Genomic DNA, 16,759 nt, shown 5'->3' with positions numbered 1-16,759 from the left:
GTGAAACCGAGCCCAAACCCAAAGCCAAGCCGACCAACAACGGAGATGACAGCGCCGTGGTGTGGACCCCGATTGCAGAAGAGGCGGCTCGTGCGGCAAGCGTGCTGCACCCCGACGAGTCACTGCTCCCCCGACCCTCGCATCGGCGAGTGATGACGGTCGCGAACCAGAAGGGCGGCGTCGGCAAGACGACGAGCACGGTGAACCTCGCCGCCGCTCTCGCGATCCACGGGCTCAAGGTGCTCGTGATCGACCTCGACCCGCAGGGCAACGCCAGCACCGCGCTCGCTGTCGAGCACCGCTCCGGCACCCCGTCGGTCTACGAGGTGCTCATCGGCGAGATCTCCATCGCCGAGGCCGCTCAGGTCAGCCCGACGTCACCGAACCTCTACTGTGTGCCCGCGACGATCGATCTCGCCGGTGCCGAGATCGAGCTCGTCTCGATGGTGGCCCGCGAGTCGCGGCTCAAGGAGGCGCTCTCCCCCGAGGCGCTCGACCAGCTGCAGCCCGACTACGTCTTCATCGACTGCCCGCCGAGCCTCGGCCTGCTGACCGTCAACGCGATGGTCGCGGCCCAGGAGGTGCTGATCCCGATCCAGTGCGAGTACTACGCGCTGGAGGGTCTGAGCCAGCTGCTGCGCAACATCGAGCTCGTGCAGCAGCACCTGAACCCGGACCTCGGCATCTCGACGATCCTCCTCACGATGTACGACGGCCGCACCAAGCTCGCCGACCAGGTGACCAGCGAGGTGCGCGGCCACTTCGGCGACACGGTCCTGAAGACCGTCATTCCGCGCAGCGTGAAGGTCTCTGAGGCGCCAGGATTCGGTCAGACGGTGTTGACGTACGACCCAGGCTCGCGCGGGTCGATGAGCTACCTCGACGCCGCCAAGGAGATCGCCGTGCGCGGAGCCAAGGAGGAGGGCGCATGACGGAGCAGCGCAAGGGCGGACTCGGGCGCGGCCTGGCCGCATTGATCCCGCAGGGTCCTCCGCCCGGTGCGCCCAGCACCATCCGTCCTGCCGCGGTCGGCAACGGGGCGGCGGCCGCCAAGCCTCAGCCGATCGGTGAGGTCGCGGGGGCGGTGTACCGCGAGATCGCGGTCACCGCGATCAAGACCAACCCGAAGCAGCCGCGCCAGGTGTTCGACCAGGACGCGATCGACGAGCTGTCGTTCTCCATCAAGGAGTTCGGGCTCATGCAGCCGATCGTCGTGCGCGAGCTCGGCGGCGACGCCTACGAGCTCGTCATGGGCGAGCGGCGGTGGCGGGCGACGCAGCAGGCCGGGCTCAAGACCATCCCGGCGATCGTGCGGCAGACCGCCGACGACGTGATGCTGCGCGACGCGTTGCTGGAGAACATCCACCGCGTCCAGCTCAACCCGCTCGAAGAGGCGGCGGCCTACCAGCAGTTGCTGGAGGAGTTCGGCGTCACCCACGAGCAGCTCGCGGACCGCATCGGTCGCAGCCGCCCGGTCGTCACCAACACGATCCGGCTGCTGAAGCTCCCCCTCCCCGTCCAGCGCAGGGTCGCGGCGGGCGTGCTGAGCGCGGGTCACGCCAGGGCGCTCCTCGGTCTCGACGACGCCGGCATGCAGGAGGACCTGGCGGCCAAGATCGTTGCGGAGGGCATGTCGGTCCGCGCGACCGAGGAAGCGGTGACGCTCGCCAAGAACGAGAAGCCCAAGAAGGAGAAGGCTGCCCCGCGCAAGCAGCTGCACGCGCCGGGTCTGCAGGAGCTCGCCGAGCGCCTCTCGGACAACTTCGACACCCGCGTGAAGGTCGAACTCGGGCAGCGAAAGGGCCGGATCGTCGTCGAATTCGGGTCAGTTGACGATCTTGAACGGATCATCGGACTGATGAGTCCAGAAGCGACAATTCGGACATCGGAGTAGGCCCATAGGATCACCCACGGGCCTTATGTCACGGTGACGATGACGCCCCGCAGCCGGAAGGCTACGGGGCGTCACCTATGTCAAGAGATCAACGAGCGACTGCGCGCTCGATCAAACCGGCGTAGATGTCGCCCAGCGACTGCCCCGCCGCCTCGACCGCCATCGGCAGAAGTGACGTCTCGGTCAGACCCGGCGACACGTTCACTTCGAGGAAGTAGACCGTGCCGTCCTCTGCCACCACCGCGTCGGTCCTCGAGACGTCCCGCAGCCCGAGCAGCCGGTGCGCCGCCACCGCGAGCTCGCCGACCGCCTTGGCCGCAGCCGCGTCCAACCGGGCCGGCGCGTGGAAGTCGGTCAGGCCCGCGGTGTACCGGGCGGTGTAGTCGTACACACCTGTCTCCGGAACGATCTCCACGGCGGGCAGCGCCGTCGGGCCGTCCGGGCTGTCGACGACCGTCACGGCCACCTCGACGCCGGCGATGAACTGCTCGGCCAGGACGGTGTCGCCGTACGCGAGGCACCCCACCATCGCAGCCGGGAGTTCGGCGGCGTCGCGCACCACCTGAGCGCCGAGAGCCGAGCCGCCCTGGTCCGGCTTCAACATCAACGGCAGCCCCAGCGTCGAGACCATCGCGTCCAGAACGGGTGTCGCACCCAGCTCGCGGAACGTGGCGTGCGGCAGGACGATCCACTCCGGCGTCGCCAGCCCGGCGCGGGCGAGCTCGGCCTTCGCGGTCGGCTTGTCCCACGCGCGGCGGCACGCCCGCGAGTCGGTGCCCACGTACGGCACGCCGAGCATCTCGAGGATCGCCTGCACCGAACCGTTCTCGCCCTCACCGCCGTGCAGAGCGACGACGACGGCGTCCGGCCGGTGGTCACGCAGACGCGTCAGCAACGAGCCGTCGGCGTCCCACTCCTCCACCGTCACGCCCACCGACCGCAGGGCAGCCGACAACCGGCGGCCGGAGCGGAGCGAGACCTCGCGTTCGTGGGAGAGCCCACCGGACAGCACAGCGACCATGCGGTCAGCCACAGCAAAACTCCAAGGATCAGGCGGTGTCGGGCGACGGGGTCTGCGGACCGGACAGCTGGCGGCCCGGCGTCGCCCCGAAGGTCGCGTGCAGTTGCATCTCTTCCTCGATGACGTTCGCCAGGCGGCGGACGCCCTCCCGGATGCGTTCCGGCGTCGGGTAGCAGTACGAGATCCGCAACTGGCGGGAGCCGAAGCCGTCCGCGTAGAAACCGGTGCCCGACGCGTACGCCACGCGGGCCGTCACGGCGCGAGGCAGCATCGCCTTGGTGTCGATGCCCTCGGGCACCGTCACCCAGACGTAGAAGCCGCCGTCGGGAATGTTCCACGTGGAACCTTGCGGCATGTGCTGTTCCAAAGCTGACACAGCCGCGTCCCGACGCTCCCGGTACGCCTCGCGGTAGGTCTTGATCTGGCCCTTCCAGTCCTGGGTGGCCAGGTAGCGCGACACGATCATCTGGTTCAGCGTCGGCGGGCACAGCGTGGCCGACTCGGCCGCCAGCACCAGCTTCTCGCGGACCGCGTGCGGCGCCAGCACCCAGCCGACCCGCAGACCGGCGGCGAACGTCTTGGAGAACGACCCGAGGTACACGACGTTGTCCGGGTCCATCGACCGCAGCGCCGGGTACGTCTGACCGTCGAACCCGAGCAGCCCGTACGGGTTGTCCTCCACGACCAGCACGCCGTACGAGCGGCAGATCTCCAGGATCTCGGCCCGCCGGGACACCGCCAGCGTCACGCCGGCCGGGTTGTGGAAGTTCGGGATGGTGTAGAGGAACTTGACCCGCTGACCAGCGCGTTTGCAGGATTCGAGGGCCTCTCGCAGCAACGCCGGCACGAGCCCGTCCGCGTCCATCGCCACGTGCACGACCTGCGCCTGGTACGCCGTGAACGAACCGAGAGCACCCACGTAGGAGGGGCCCTCGGCGATCACCACGTCACCGGGGTCGCAGAAGATCCGGGTGACCATGTCGAGGCCCATCTGCGAGCCGACGGTCACCACCACGTCGTCCGGGTGGCCGTTGATGCCCTCCATCGCCATCACGTCGCAGATCTGCTCGCGCAGCACCGGAACACCGTGCGCCGAGCCGTACTGCAGAGCCACCAGGCCCTCGGTGGCGACGAGCTGACCGATCTCCGCGGACAGCGACTCGAGCGGCAGCGCGGCCAGGTGCGGCATGCCGCCGGCCAGCGATACGACCTCGGGACGCGACGCGACTGCGAAAAGTGCCCGGATCTCCGATGCCGTCATCCCCGCCGTGCGCGCTGCGTAGCGGCGGAGGTGGGGGTCGAGGCTTCTGGCGCCCTGTTTGGTGGGCTGTCCGGGCATCGTCATGTGGGACTCCTGCAATGGGAAATGTCCCGAGCGAGTGTAACCGTCGTCCCGTTCAGGGCACGTACCTTCCGGCTTCCGTCACATTCGCCTACCCTCGTATAGGTCTACTGAGCGTGCTTAGGGGTGGAGGTCGGGGTGTCGCGACGCGTTGTGGGCGTCACGCTGGACAACCTGGAGCATCTCTCCAAGCACAGCAGGACGTGCGTTTTCTGGGAGTTGGCCCCTCACCTGCGTGAACAGGCGGAGGAATACGGCGACACCGAATTCGAGAAGGAAGCCTGGGTCTCCAGCGTCCTGCTCGAATGGGGTTCGTGCGGCCGCCTCATCTACTGCGACGGAATTCCGGCAGGTTCGGTCTTCTACGCACCTCCTGCAGCCGTTCCGCGCAGTGCGGCCTTCCCCACGTCCCCGGTGAGCCCGGACGCGGTCCTCATGACGTCGCTGGAGGTCCTCCCGGAGTTCCGGCGGGGAGGACTCGGGCGAGTGCTCGTCCAGGCCGTGGCGAAGGATCTGACGCGTCGTGGCGTGAAGGCCATCGAGGCGTTCGGCGACATGCGCCCGGACGACGAAGAGCGGAGTTGCGTCACACCCGCCGAGTTCCTCACGAGCGTCGGCTTCAAGACCGTGCGGCCGCACCCGCGCTGGCCCCGGTTGCGCCTGGAGCTGCGCAGCGCCATCACGTGGAAGGAAGACGTCGAGGCAGCCCTCGAACGCCTCCTGAACAGCGTCACCGTCTCGACGGCGGAGCCCAGCTTCCGCCCGGTCTGACCAGCAAAAAGGCCCCCTCGCGAGGGGGCCTTTTTGCGTTGCGGAGATCAGCTCTTCGACATCTCGTAGCGCAGCAGGTCGTTGAACGTGAACGTGCCCGTCGGCTGGTCGTCCTTGCCGAGCAGGTAGAGACGCTTCACGGCGACGAGGATGCCCTCGGCCACGATGTCGCGGAAGCCGGGCGTGGCCAGGCGCGCTCTGTCCTCGGCATTCGTCAGGTAACCCACCTCGACGCGGACGGCCGTGCAGCGGGTGAGCCGCAGCAGGTCCCACGACTTCGGGTGCGAGCCGCAGTTCCGCATCGACGTGCGGGCGGTGACCTCGCGCTGGATGAACCCGGCCAGGGCCTCGCCCACGGTCGACGAGGTGCCGTTGCCCGTGCCGTAGTGGAACGTCGCCACGCCCTGCGCGTGCGGCGAGGAGTTGCCGTCGCTGTGCAGCGACAGGATCAGGTCGGCGCCGGCCTCGTTGGCGAACCGGGCCCGCTCGGCCTCGTCCGGGCAGTTGTTCGGCCCGCGGGTGAGCAACGCCTCCATGCCGGTGGCGGCCATCTTGCCCTCGAGCCGCCTGGCCAGGTCCAGCATCAGGTCGGCCTCGGACACGCCGTCGACGACCACACCGCGGTCCTGGCCGCCGTGGCCGGGGTCGATGACGATGCGCTTGCCCGACAGGCGCGAACCGGCGTTGCGGACCCGCTCCTGCTCGCGCAGCAGCACCGGACGGCCACCGCGGACCTTCGGCTGGAGCTGACGCAACGCGCGCACGGTGTCCGGACCGCACATGCCGTCCACGATCAGGCCGTAGTCCCGCTGGAAGTTCTTCAGCGCCTGCTCGGTCTGCTGGCCGAACACGCCGTTGGCGCGGCCGGCGTCGTAACCCAGCTCCAGCAGGCGTTCCTGCAGCATCAGCACGTCGTCGCCGGTGGTCGGCTGCGACATCAGGTACGCGAGCGGCCGGTCCCCCAACCGGAACGTCGCGTCGCGCAGCGCACGGTACGTCGCCGGGCCGACGATGCCGTCGATGATCAGCCCCCGCTGCTGCTGGAACGCGCGCACGGCGTGCTCGACCTGCTGGTCGAACACCGGCGGCGCCTGTGGGTCGGCCGGCGGAAGCATTCCGAGCCTGGTCAGGGTCGACCGGATCTCGGCAACATCACTTCCGACGTCCCCGCGGCGGAGCAGCTGCATGCACCCTCGCTCGACTAGGGCGCCGAACTTGGTCGGCGCGTCAGTTGGGAAGTCCTCATTGTGCCCTGCTCCGAAGAGTGATCGATGCAGGGCTACTCACAGTCGTGCCGGGTTCACGTTCCCGGCACGGACGAACGTGACCCGCCCGTCTTATCGATAGACGGGCGGGTCACGTTGCGCGTTGCAAGCGACTTGTTCAGCCGATGACGTCCTGCAGGTCGTTGAGCAGTGCGGCCTTGGGCTTCGCGCCGACGATCTGCTTCACCGGACGGCCGCCCTGGAACAGGATCAGCGTCGGCACGGACATGATCTGGTAGTCGCGGGCGATCGACGGGTTGGCGTCGATGTCGACCTTGGCGATGGTGAGCTTCTCGCCGTGCTCGGCGGCGATCTCCTCCAGCACCGGCGCAACCATCTTGCACGGGCCGCACCAGGTCGCCCAGAAGTCGACCAGCACGGGCTTCTCGCTGGTCAGCACGTCGTCCGCGAACGACTTGTCGGTCACCGTGACGGTGGCGCCTGCCATGTTGTCTCCCTATAGCGGTGAAGAAACTTCAGTTGCTCTTGCCGTAGCCGCCGCCGACCGCCTCAGCGGCGATCTCGGCGTGCTCTTCGCCGTGCTCGGCGAGCCACCGTTCCGCGTCGATCGCGGCGCTGCAACCCGAGCCGGCGGCGGTGATGGCCTGGCGGTATTCGTGGTCGACGAGGTCGCCGGCCGCGAACACGCCATCCAGGTTCGTGTAGGAGGTCTTGCCCTTGGTGACGACGTAACCCTCTTCGTCCAGGTCGACCTGACCCTTGACCAGGCCTGAGCGCGGGTCGTGGCCGATCGCCAGGAAGAAGCCGGTGACGGGCAGCTCGGACTCGGCACCGGTGACGGTGTCCTTGACCTTGATCGACGACACGGTGCCGTCGCCCAGCACGTCGGTGACCTGCGTGTTCAGCTGCCACTTGATCTTCTCGTTGGCGCGGGCGCGCTCGAGCATGACCTTGGAGGCGCGGAACTCCTCGCGGCGGTGGATGACCGTCACGGACTTGGCGAAGCGCGTGAGGAACGTCGCTTCCTCCATCGCCGTGTCGCCACCACCGACGACCGCGATGTCGTGGTCGCGGAAGAAGAAGCCGTCGCACGTCGCACAGGCGGAGACACCGCGGCCGAGCAGCTCCTGCTCACCGGGGATGTTCAGGTAGCGGGCAGCGGCACCCATGGCGAGGATGACCGCCTTGGCCTGGTACTCGACGCCGTTGGCGACGACCTTCTTGATCGCACCGGTCAGCTCGACGGACTCGACGTCCTCCGCACGCAGCTCGGCACCGAAGCGCTGCGCCTGCTCGCGCATCTGCTCCATGAGCTCGGGGCCCATGATGCCGTCGCGGAAGCCGGGGTAGTTCTCCACCTCGGTCGTCGTCATCAGGGCGCCGCCGTACTGCGAACCCTCGAAGACCAGGGGTTCGAGCTGCGCACGGGCGGCGTAGACCGCCGCGGTGTAACCCGCAGGCCCCGATCCGATGATGATCACGTTGCGCACGCTCACGGCCCCAGCAACTCCTCGATCTCGTCGTCTGACTGGCTCAACGGATCGTAGGTGCAGCTAATTCCGTGACTTGAGCGACTACCTCGGCTTGATGGTGGTGTCCGTCAGAACACCCTCGGGCTTGTCCGGCCCGCAGGTCTTCGGGTCCAGCACGACCAGCCGGTACTGCCCGAGACCGGCGGGCAGTACCGCCATCACCGCGTCCTTGCCGTCCAGGGTGATCGGGCTGATGCCGAGCGGGTTGCCCGAGCTCGTGATGCCGCCGCCCTTCAGGCAGCCGGCGAGGCGGTCCGGGGTCTCCAGCGGGCCGAAGTTCTGCGCTTTCAGCACGTCACCGACCGCGGAGCCCAGCTGGTCGCTCTTCACGGCGAGCGGCGGAGAAGTCACGTTCGTGTTCGTCTTCGGGGTCTCCTGCGCCACCGGCGGGTTGTTCGCCTGCTGAGCGCCAGGAGACACGGCGAGCACGATGCCGAACGCCGCGGCCGCCGCGACCAGCACACCGGCGCCACCGAGGCCGAGCCTGCGGTTGCGCCGCCTGCGGGCCTCGTCCAGCGACACGACCGGAGCGGCGGGACGGGCCTCTGCCGCGAGTGCCGCGTCGATCCGTGCCGCCACGTGGTCGGGCATCGGGATCGGCGGCAACGCGTGCAGGTCCTCCAGCGTCGCGTCCAGCGCCTGCAGGATCTCCCGGGCCTCAGGGTCCGCCTCCACCCTCGGGCGAAGCTGTGCGGCGACCTCAGGGGGCAGCACGCCCGCGTGCAGATCCGCGATGAGGTCTACCGACCACGGCGGACCCATCGGCACGCGCTCCATGCCGGTCATCGGCCCTCCCACTGACGTTGCTCTTGCACATTCACACCGTCAGCTGGGACGTTCGCATCTGCGATTCGGTTCCTGAGGTGCCCGAGAACTTTGGCGAGCTTGGCGCGACCTCGCGCGCACCGGCTCTTGACCGTGCCCTCCGCGATGCCCAGGAGCTGCGCCGTTTCGGCGACGGAGTAGCCCTCGACGTCGACGAGCACGATGGGCGCCCGCTGTTCTTCCGGCAGCTCCATCAACGCTTCCTGCACGATCAGGCTGGTCTCGCGGTCGCTCATCGCGTCACGCGGCGCGACGGGCTCGCCGGGACCGGCCTCCGGCAGCGGCACTGTCGGTCTTGTTTGTCGTCGCCTCATCCGGTCGAGACACGCGTTGACCACGATCCGATGAAGCCAGGTGGTGACCTGTGACTCCGCGCGGAACGACGAGGCCGCGCGGAAGGCCGAGATGAACGCCTCCTGCAGCGCGTCCGCCGCTTCCTCCGGGTCGCGCAGCGTGCGCAACGCCACTGCCCACATTCGGTCGCGGTGCCGTTTGACGAGCTCCGAAAACGCGTAGGGGTCACCTGCGGCGTGGGCCGAGATGAGGTCGGCGTCCGAGCTGGCTGCGGCGGTCACGGCAGCACCTTAGCGAGCGTGATCACAGATCACCTTGTCGGGCTCACTGGGCGCGGGTGTAGAGGATCTCGCGGATTTCCGACTGGTTCTTGCCGCCACCGGCGTTGGTGAGCTGCGTGATCCAGATCAGTACGTGCCCGGTCGGCTCGTGCTCGCTCAGCTGGATCTGCGTCTGCCCGTTGGACAGGTTGCCCTCACCGATGATCTTCGTCTCCTCCAGCGGCGCGTCCTGCGACGACGCCACCCGGATCTGCACGTGGGTGTTCGCGCTCGGCGAGGTGATCGTGACCGAGGCCAGCCGCACCGGCTCCGCGAACGACGCCATCAGCCCGATGCCCGGCTTCAGGGTCGGGAACTGCTGGAAGTAGTTGTCGGTGCGCCAGAACGTGCTCGCGTTGTTGTCGACGGCGCGGCTCGCCTGGTTCGCGTTGTCCGGCTGGTTCGTGACGTCGTAGACGCCGATCTGGCCCGGCTGCACGGGTCCGGCCGGCGCGGGCGGTGGTGCGGACTGGCCGCTCGACCCCGGCTGGTTGATCACCACGGTCGGGCCGCCGCCACGCGAGGGCTCGTCGCTGAAGAACCCGACGATCTGCACGCTCAGCCACACGATCACGGCCAGCGTGGCGAGCGCGAGCACGCCGACGCTGATCCACAGCTTCTTCTTCTGCTGCTTGTCCTGCACCGGGCGTTGCGTCGTCCACACGACCTTGTCGTCGTCGTCACCTGACGACACGGCCGGGATCAGCGAGGTCTCGGCCTCCTCGGCCGCGATCTGGTTGAGGACCTGCAGGATCGCCGCGGACGTGCGGATACCGCCGACGCTCGTGTCCTCCAACGACCGGACCGCGACGGACGACAACTCGTGCGGCAGGTACGGGTGCAGCGCGTTCGGCGCCACGACGGAACCGTCCGGCCCGGTCGGGGCCACCGGCACTCCGCCGGGGCCGCCCGGCAGCGCCCACCGGCCGGTGAGCAGCAGGTACAGGATCGCGCCGAGGCCCTTGACGTCGTCGCGCGCGATCGCGTCCGGCCGCGGACCGGGGAACGCGAGACGCAGGCGGCCGTCCGAGGTGACCCGGATGCGCTGCGGGTGGTCGGCGCCCAGCACCAGACCGGCGTGGTGCGCGCCCTCGATGGCGGCGCCGAGAGGTTCGAGCAGGCGGGTCGCGACGCCCGCGGGCAGCGGGCCCTCCGCGATCAGGTCCATCAGGTCGGTGCCCTGGGTCCACTCGGCCACGACCATGCCGAGGATGCCCTCGTCCGGCCGGAGCCCGGTGCCCGGCGTGAGCACGTCGATGACCCTGGAGACGCCGGGGTGCGTGAACGACGCGGCGTGCATCGCCCGTTCCACCGTCCGGCGGGCACGAGCAGCGGCGTCGCCGTCCGCCAGATCGCCCAGCAGCACGGTCAGCGCCACGTCCCGGTTGAGCTGACCGTCGCGGGCTCGCCACAGTTCGGCGTTGGACCTGGCGTCCGCTCCGGATTTCGCGAGCAGGCGGTAGCGGCCGTTGCCGATGACGCCGCCGGGGACCAGGGCGGCGTGAACTCCGCTACTCACGGGCACGAGGGTACGGGACGGGGCTCATACCGAGGGGTCACCGTCGCCGCACCAAACGGTTGATCTTGTCGATCGCCGGCTTCATCTCGGGTACCCGGAATGCCGCCAGAAGGCCGTACGAGAGCGGCAAACCGACCAACGTCACCACAATGACCTCGACCCAGCTGGCTACGAACACGGTCGGGGATCCGAGCGCCTGCTGAACCAGCCAGTTGACGCCCTTGGCCGCCGCGAAGGCCAGCGACGACGCCACAACGGTGAGGCAGACGGTCCAGATGGTGAAGCCCGTGCGCAACCGGCCGAGCCGGATCCGCAGCCACACCTGACCGACGACGGCGCCGAAGACGAAGCTGAGTGCCATGGCGAGCGACACGCCGACGGCGAGCTGGGTGGCGTCACCGGGCGTGGACACGTTGAGGAACACGTAGAGCAGCGCGATGCGAACCGCCACCATCAACGCCTGGATGTACGTCGGCGTGCGTGCGTCCTTCATCGCGTAGAAGACCCGCAGCTGCAGCAGCGTGATCGCGTACGGCACGAGGCTGAACGCCGAGAGCGAGAGCGCCAGGCCGATCCGGGTACCGGTCACCACGCCGGCCTCGCCGTACGCGAAGGCGGCGAGACCGATGGACACACCGGACACCGTCATCAGAGCGCTGAACGGCATCAGCAGGATCGACGACATGCGGTTGCCGAACAGCAGGTCGCGCACGATCGCGTCGTTGTCGTTGTGCGCGGCCGCCCTGCTCATCTTCGGCATCAGAGCGGTCAGCAGCGAGACGCCCAGCACGCCGTAGGGCACCTGCGAGATGAGCCACTGGTAGTTGAACGCCACCAGCGCGCCCTTGGCGTTGGTCGCCACGTTGGTCAGCACCGTCATGCTGGCGAGGCCGAGCCCGACGTACAGCAGCACCCAGAAGGCGAGACCGCCGAACTCCGAGAGCCGCGAGTCCCAGCCGAACTTCCACTTGAACCGGAAGCCGGTCTTCTTCAACGCCGGGACCAGCACGGACGCCTGCACGGCCACACCGAGCGCCGTGCCGAGACCGAGCACCAGCAGGTGCACGTCGGTCATCCGGACCGGGTTGAGCGTCAGCTCGCCGGGCAGCATCGCGTAGACCGCGAGCACCACGATGACCACGACGTTGTTCAGGACCGGTGCCCAGGTGGGCAGGCCGAACACGTGCCGTGCGTTCAGCACGGCGCTGAGCAGCGCTGTCAGACCGTAGAAGACGATGCCCGGCAGCACGAGGTAGGCGAACGCCGTGACGAGCTCCGGGTTCGCTTCCTTCGAGTCCGCGATGTAGACGTCTGTGAGCAGTGGCGCGCAGGCCATGGCCAGGACCGTGCCGACACCGAGGATCAACGTGCCCATGGTGATCAGCCACTGGGCGTACGACTCGCCGCCGTCGCTGTCCTCCTTCTCGGCGCGGACCAGCAGCGGGATCGCCACGCTGGTCAGCACGCCGCCGAGCAGGAGCTCGTTGATCATCGTGGGCAGCGTCGACGCCGCCTGGTAGGAGTCGCCGAGGGTTTCACCGCCGATGACGGCGATCAAGAGGACCTTCGAGAGCAGGCCGGTGGCGCGGCTGACGATGGTCGCGATCGCCATCGAGCCGCTGGCCCTGGCTACCGAGGGGCCTTGTTGCTGAGGGGTCTCTGGTTCGGTGGTCGTGGCTGTCTCGCTCACGCGCTCGACTTCTCCGGTGTCACGTTCTCGATGGACGGTGCCTGGCCGCCGCCCTCGCCGTTGCGAGCGCGGACCCGCTTGTAGATGCGTCGTCCGGAGAGCAGGACGAGCGCGATCGCGGCGATCACGGTGACGATCACCGTGATGGTGCCGTAGGCGGACGACGACACCTCCAGCTTGACAGTGTCCCCGAGAGCGACGCCCTCCGGAGTCGTCAGCCGGACGTTGACGGGGAAGCGGCCCGAGCGCAGCACCTCGACCGGCACCCGCACGACGCGTTCGCCGCGGGCGGGAAGCACCTGGTCAGCGAGGTCGAGCTTGCGGATGCCCGGGGTGTCCTCCAGCACGATCCGCACGGTGACGCGGACGTCGAGCTTGTTCGTGATCGTGACCGGGATCGGGCTGTCGCCGGAACCGAGCAGGATCGGGCTGGCGGGCGGCGTGACGCCGACCATCGCCGTGAGCGAGTTCAGCTCGGCCTGGCTGATGTAGGCGGCGGACCGCGCGCCTTCCTCGTTCGCCCGCCACGCGCCGGACATCGTCCGCAGGAGACCGAGCCACAGCGGACCGGCCAGGTCGGTGGGTGCCGCGTGCTCGCTGTCCTCCTGCTGCATGGCCGCGACGACGCCGCTCAGCTCGACGCTCTGCCTGGTCACCGAGTCGGCGACGGGGGCGGAGATCTCGCGCGCACCGGCCTCCGGCGGATAGGTGATCTTGGCGGTTGTCACCGGCGGCGTGGCCTTGGTGAGCTCCTCGAGACCGGTCTGGGCCGCGTAGCCGCTGCCGAACAACCGCTGGGCGGCGCTCAGGAACTCGGTCATCTCCGAGAGCGGCGCGTTCCACCTGCGTGGCGGCGCGACCACCACGTTGCGGCCGTCGCCCTGCCAGCCGGCGCGGTAGACCAGCACCGACAGCGCGTTCTGCACCGACACCGGCTGGTTCTCGAACGGCGTGGTGACCCCGGACAGGGTGCGCGGCCGGGACGCACTGCCCTGCAGCGCGTCGGAGACCATCGAGTCGATCTTCACGGCGGTCACCGGGTGCTGGCCGCCGATGCCGACCGGACCGGTGCCCGGCGCGTCGGCGAGGCCCGCCGGATCGAGCAGGACCGACTTCATGCCCGCGTACTTCGGCTCGGTCAGCGGCGTGACCAGCTCGTCGAACGTCGACTGGTCCAGCACGCCGTCCTCTGGCCAGACGAAGTCGGGCAGCGGCTGCACGCCCAGGATCTGCTGGATGAGCTTGGGGCCGTCGGTCAGCGCGAGCGTGCGCATGGTGGCGAGCTTCGCCCTGTTCAACGCCACGAGGTCGGCGTCGGCGTACGGCAGCGCGACCACGCACCGCCCCGTGACGGCGTACTTGAGCCGGTCGAGCCACAGCTTGGCTTCGGCCTTGCCCCTGCCCTCGCCGCCGCCGCGCACCTGGTAGCCGGTGCTCATCGCCTGGACGGTGCGCAGCAGGTCGGGGTCGATCGCCAGGCACATCGAGGTGCTCATGGAGTCGATGGCCTGCTCGTAGGCCTGCAGCAGGCCGTACAGCCGTCCGGTGGTCGAGAGTGACGTGGCCAGCTCGTCGTCGACCAGCTCGGACTGGCCCTCGCCGCCGAGCCTGACCAGCCGGGGCCGGTCCGCGACGGGCCACAGGACGGTGAGCTTGGCAGGAGCGCCCGGCTTGCCCTTCGTCTCGCCGCCGGGAACACCCAGCACGGGCAGCAACGTCGAGAGCGCCGCGAGCCGCGCCTGGCCGCCGTAGTCCGGCTTGCCGTTGATGTTGGCGAGGATCGGGTAGATGCCGGGCTTGTCGATCGCGAGCGACGTCGGCTCCGACCCGCGCAGCGGCACCTCGAGCGTGAAGTCCTTCTGCTGGCCGGGCTCCAGCGCCTCGGCGACCTCGGTGAACTTCGGCTGGATGAACTCGGCGGCCGCTGGTTCGCGCAACGCCTTGCGCAGGTCGTCCTCGGTGTCGAGCGACTCGCCGCGCTCCAGGCGCAGCACGATGTCGGAGACCTTGCGGTCACCGACGTTGACGATCTTGCCGGTGATCTTGACGGTGGCCGGGGAGTCGCTCGTCACGAACCGCGGGGTGAGCTGACCGATGTCGAGCCGCAGGAACTGGGGCTGCTGCTGGCCCGGCTGGGCCGAGAGGGTTCTGGTCGCCCACACCTGGGTGGCGGGTGCGAAGGGCAGTGCGTCGGCCTGGTCCGGCGGTGACTGCTCGACGGCGCCCGCGGGCGGCGTCACGGTCACCAGGAACGCGGCGACAGCGGCTGTGCAGACGAGCTTCCTCACGCTCACGCCGACTCCGCCCCGTTCCGGCAGCGGTCGGCGAGCAGTTCGGCGGCTCGGCGGACCAGGCGGCGCTCGTCGGCATACGCGAGTCGCTCGTCCAGTTCGCCGAGTGGCACCCACGCCACCTCGGTGACCTCCACGTCTTCGTCGGAAAGCTCTCCCCCCAGCGCTTCGAGGAGGAAGTGGTGAACCGTCTTGTGCACCCTGCGGTCGTCAGCGACGAACCAGTAGTCGATCGACCCCAGCGGGCGCAGCACCCTGCTATGAATACCGGTCTCCTCGGCGACCTCGCGCACCGCGGTCTGTTCCGCGGTCTCGCCGGCCTCGATGTGACCCTTCGGCAAAGACCACAGCAACCGGCCCCGCCGGTCAAGTCTGCCGATCACCGCGGCCCGTTGCTCACCGTCGAGCACCAGGCCACCCGCCGACGTCTCGTCGACGGTCTTCAGCCTCCGGCCCCGGCGCTTCTTCCGGCGCCCCGGCTTGGGACCACCTCCGGATCGTGCGGCTGACGGGGGCATACGGCCGATCGTACTTACGAACCTTAAGTACGCTGGTTTCTCGTGTCTCGATCGCTCCAGCAGAATGCGGTGGTGGAACAACCCACCGTCACACCAGTCGTCGCTGAGCTCGCCGCTCGGTTCGCCGCCGAGGGCAAGCGCCTCTACCTCGTAGGTGGCAGTGTGCGCGACGCCGTGCTGGGGCGCCCCACGAACGACTTCGACTTCACCACGGACGCGCGACCTGCGGAGATCCAGAAGCTGCTGAGCGGCTGGGCCGACGCGCAGTGGGACACCGGCATCGCGTTCGGCACGGTCGGCGCCTCGAAGAAGGGCGAGATCCTCGAGATCACGACCTTCCGCGCGGACGTCTACGACGGCGTCACCCGCAACCCCGAGGTGACGTTCGGCGACACCATCGACGGCGACCTGGTCCGCCGTGACTTCACGGTCAACGCCATGGCGTTCGACATCGCCGCTCGCGAGTTCGTGGACCCGACCGGAGGCCTGCAGGCCGCCCGCGACGGCGTGCTGGACACACCGGCGACCCCGCAGGAGTCGTTCGGCGACGACCCGTTGCGGATGCTGCGGGCGGCGCGGTTCGTCTCCCAGCTGGGCTTCACCGCGGCGCCGCGGGTGGTCGAGGCGATGCGGTCGATGGCAGGCGAAATCGCCCGCATCACGCCGGAGCGCGTGCAGGTGGAGCTCTCGAAGCTCCTGTGCGGCGCGCACCCGCGCCGCGGCATCGAGCTCATGGTCGAGACCGGGCTGGCCGACGTCGTGTTGCCGGAGCTCACGGCCATGAAGCTGGAAATCGACGAACACCATCAACACAAGGACGTCTTCCACCACTCGCTGGTTGTGCTGGAACAGGCGATTGATCTTGAAGACGTTGATCATTCACCCGATCTGGTGTTGCGGATCGCGGCCCTCCTGCACGACATCGGCAAGCCGGCGACCAGGAAGTTCGAGCCGGGCGGCGGCGTCTCGTTCCACCACCACGAGGTCGTGGGGGCGAAGATGGTCCGCAAGCGCTTGCGGGCGTTGCGGTACTCGAAGGAGATCACCGAGGACGTCGCCAAGCTCGTCTACCTGCACCTGCGCTTCCACGGCTACGGCAACGGCGAGTGGACCGACTCGGCCGTGCGCCGGTACGTGACCGACGCGGGAGACCTGCTGCCGCGGCTGCACAAGCTCGTCCGTGCCGACTGCACCACGCGCAACAAGCGCAAGGCGAACCTGCTGCGGCGGACGTACGACTCTCTTGAGGAACGCATCGCGCGCATCGCTGCCGAGGAAGACCTCGCGCGCGTGCGGCCGGACCTCGACGGCAACGAGATCATGAAGCTGCTCGGGTTGCCGCCAGGTCCGCAGGTCGGTGCCGCGTGGAAGTTCCTCAAGGAGCTGCGGCTCGACCGGGGGCCGCTGGGCCGCGACGAGGCCGAGGCGGCTCTGCTCGACTGGGCGCGCGAGCAGGGGATCACTCCGCCATCCCGGTGACGCATCGTGAGCGCATGAAATCCCGGCGTTAGCGAAC

Annotated in this window: 15 protein-coding genes; 4 read left to right on the top strand and 11 right to left on the bottom strand. The window is 69.0% G+C overall.

What is annotated here, in order from left to right:
• The first annotated feature begins 56 nt into the window (after nucleotides 1–56).
• On the top strand, nucleotides 57–932 hold the full coding sequence (locus JOD27_RS06750; protein ID WP_307830062.1) for a ParA family protein: 876 nt from the start codon (nucleotides 57–59) through the stop codon (nucleotides 930–932).
• Nucleotides 929–1,894, top strand: coding sequence for a ParB/RepB/Spo0J family partition protein (locus JOD27_RS06745; protein WP_204761278.1), 966 nt, complete (start codon nucleotides 929–931; stop codon nucleotides 1,892–1,894). The genes JOD27_RS06750 and JOD27_RS06745 overlap by 4 nt, the downstream gene beginning before the upstream one ends.
• 88 nt (nucleotides 1,895–1,982) lie before the next feature.
• On the opposite strand, the gene JOD27_RS06740 is transcribed toward JOD27_RS06745, so the two are convergent.
• The gene (locus JOD27_RS06740) at nucleotides 1,983–2,927 is read right to left on the bottom strand and encodes a D-alanine--D-alanine ligase family protein (RefSeq protein ID WP_204761277.1); all 945 of its coding nucleotides are present in this window, start codon (nucleotides 2,925–2,927) and stop codon (nucleotides 1,983–1,985) included.
• 16 nt (nucleotides 2,928–2,943) lie between these two features.
• The gene (locus tag JOD27_RS06735; RefSeq protein ID WP_204761276.1) at nucleotides 2,944–4,260 is read right to left on the bottom strand and encodes an aminotransferase-like domain-containing protein; all 1,317 of its coding nucleotides are present in this window, start codon (nucleotides 4,258–4,260) and stop codon (nucleotides 2,944–2,946) included.
• Between the two features lie 135 nt (nucleotides 4,261–4,395).
• Here JOD27_RS06735 and JOD27_RS06730 point away from each other — a divergent pair, with 135 nt between their 5' ends.
• The gene (locus JOD27_RS06730; protein ID WP_204761275.1) at nucleotides 4,396–5,028 is read left to right on the top strand and encodes a GNAT family N-acetyltransferase; all 633 of its coding nucleotides are present in this window, start codon (nucleotides 4,396–4,398) and stop codon (nucleotides 5,026–5,028) included.
• 47 nt (nucleotides 5,029–5,075) lie between these two features.
• On the opposite strand, the gene JOD27_RS06725 is transcribed toward JOD27_RS06730, so the two are convergent.
• The 9 genes from JOD27_RS06725 to JOD27_RS06685 all read right to left on the bottom strand — a co-directional run bounded on the left by JOD27_RS06725 (nucleotide 5,076) and on the right by JOD27_RS06685 (nucleotide 15,243).
• Complete coding sequence (locus JOD27_RS06725) at nucleotides 5,076–6,215, bottom strand: N-acetylmuramoyl-L-alanine amidase (RefSeq protein WP_189252444.1); 1,140 nt, start codon at nucleotides 6,213–6,215, stop codon at nucleotides 5,076–5,078.
• 196 nt (nucleotides 6,216–6,411) lie between these two features.
• A complete protein-coding gene (trxA, locus tag JOD27_RS06720; protein WP_030465632.1) occupies nucleotides 6,412–6,741 on the bottom strand; it encodes a thioredoxin in 330 nt (109 codons plus the stop codon).
• Nucleotides 6,742–6,769: 28 nt separating this feature from the next.
• A complete protein-coding gene (gene trxB / locus JOD27_RS06715; RefSeq protein ID WP_204761274.1) occupies nucleotides 6,770–7,750 on the bottom strand; it encodes a thioredoxin-disulfide reductase in 981 nt (326 codons plus the stop codon).
• A gap of 78 nt (nucleotides 7,751–7,828) precedes the next feature.
• Nucleotides 7,829–8,572, bottom strand: coding sequence for an RsmA family anti-sigma factor (locus JOD27_RS06710; RefSeq protein WP_239566638.1), 744 nt, complete (start codon nucleotides 8,570–8,572; stop codon nucleotides 7,829–7,831).
• A complete protein-coding gene (gene sigM, locus JOD27_RS06705; protein ID WP_204761273.1) occupies nucleotides 8,569–9,186 on the bottom strand; it encodes an RNA polymerase sigma factor SigM in 618 nt (205 codons plus the stop codon). The genes JOD27_RS06710 and sigM overlap by 4 nt, the downstream gene beginning before the upstream one ends.
• A 43-nt stretch (nucleotides 9,187–9,229) precedes the next feature.
• Nucleotides 9,230–10,744, bottom strand: coding sequence for a protein kinase family protein (locus JOD27_RS06700; RefSeq protein ID WP_204761272.1), 1,515 nt, complete (start codon nucleotides 10,742–10,744; stop codon nucleotides 9,230–9,232).
• Nucleotides 10,745–10,781: 37 nt separating this feature from the next.
• Nucleotides 10,782–12,434: a murein biosynthesis integral membrane protein MurJ gene (murJ, locus tag JOD27_RS06695; protein WP_307829959.1), complete on the bottom strand. Its 1,653-nt coding sequence runs from the start codon at nucleotides 12,432–12,434 to the stop codon at nucleotides 10,782–10,784.
• Nucleotides 12,431–14,728: a DUF6049 family protein gene (locus tag JOD27_RS06690; protein ID WP_204761271.1), complete on the bottom strand. Its 2,298-nt coding sequence runs from the start codon at nucleotides 14,726–14,728 to the stop codon at nucleotides 12,431–12,433. The genes murJ and JOD27_RS06690 overlap by 4 nt, the downstream gene beginning before the upstream one ends.
• Nucleotides 14,725–15,243 (bottom strand): NUDIX hydrolase, encoded by a 519-nt coding sequence (locus JOD27_RS06685; RefSeq protein ID WP_204761270.1) that lies wholly within the window; start codon nucleotides 15,241–15,243, stop codon nucleotides 14,725–14,727. Before JOD27_RS06685 ends, JOD27_RS06690 begins: the two co-directional genes overlap by 4 nt.
• Nucleotides 15,244–15,285: 42 nt before the next feature.
• Here JOD27_RS06685 and JOD27_RS06680 point away from each other — a divergent pair, with 42 nt between their 5' ends.
• Complete coding sequence (locus JOD27_RS06680; protein WP_204761269.1) at nucleotides 15,286–16,722, top strand: CCA tRNA nucleotidyltransferase; 1,437 nt, start codon at nucleotides 15,286–15,288, stop codon at nucleotides 16,720–16,722.
• Nucleotides 16,723–16,759: the final 37 nt, after the last annotated feature.

Source organism: Lentzea nigeriaca (genome assembly GCF_016907955.1).
Taxonomy (GTDB): Bacteria; Actinomycetota; Actinomycetes; order Mycobacteriales; family Pseudonocardiaceae; genus Lentzea; species Lentzea nigeriaca.
The sequence above is the reverse complement of the archived record's forward strand: the minus strand, read 5'-3'. Positions and strand labels throughout refer to the sequence as shown.

Coding starts and splice junctions, on each gene's coding strand:
- trxA (WP_030465632.1), bottom strand. CDS start 6,741: ATGGCAGGCGCCACCGTCACGGTGACCGACAAGTCGTTCGCGGACGAC.
- JOD27_RS06725 (WP_189252444.1), bottom strand. CDS start 6,215: ATGCAGCTGCTCCGCCGCGGGGACGTCGGAAGTGATGTTGCCGAGATC.
- JOD27_RS06685 (WP_204761270.1), bottom strand. CDS start 15,243: ATGCCCCCGTCAGCCGCACGATCCGGAGGTGGTCCCAAGCCGGGGCGC.
- JOD27_RS06735 (WP_204761276.1), bottom strand. CDS start 4,260: ATGACGATGCCCGGACAGCCCACCAAACAGGGCGCCAGAAGCCTCGAC.
- JOD27_RS06710 (WP_239566638.1), bottom strand. CDS start 8,572: ATGACCGGCATGGAGCGCGTGCCGATGGGTCCGCCGTGGTCGGTAGAC.
- JOD27_RS06745 (WP_204761278.1), top strand. CDS start 929: ATGACGGAGCAGCGCAAGGGCGGACTCGGGCGCGGCCTGGCCGCATTG.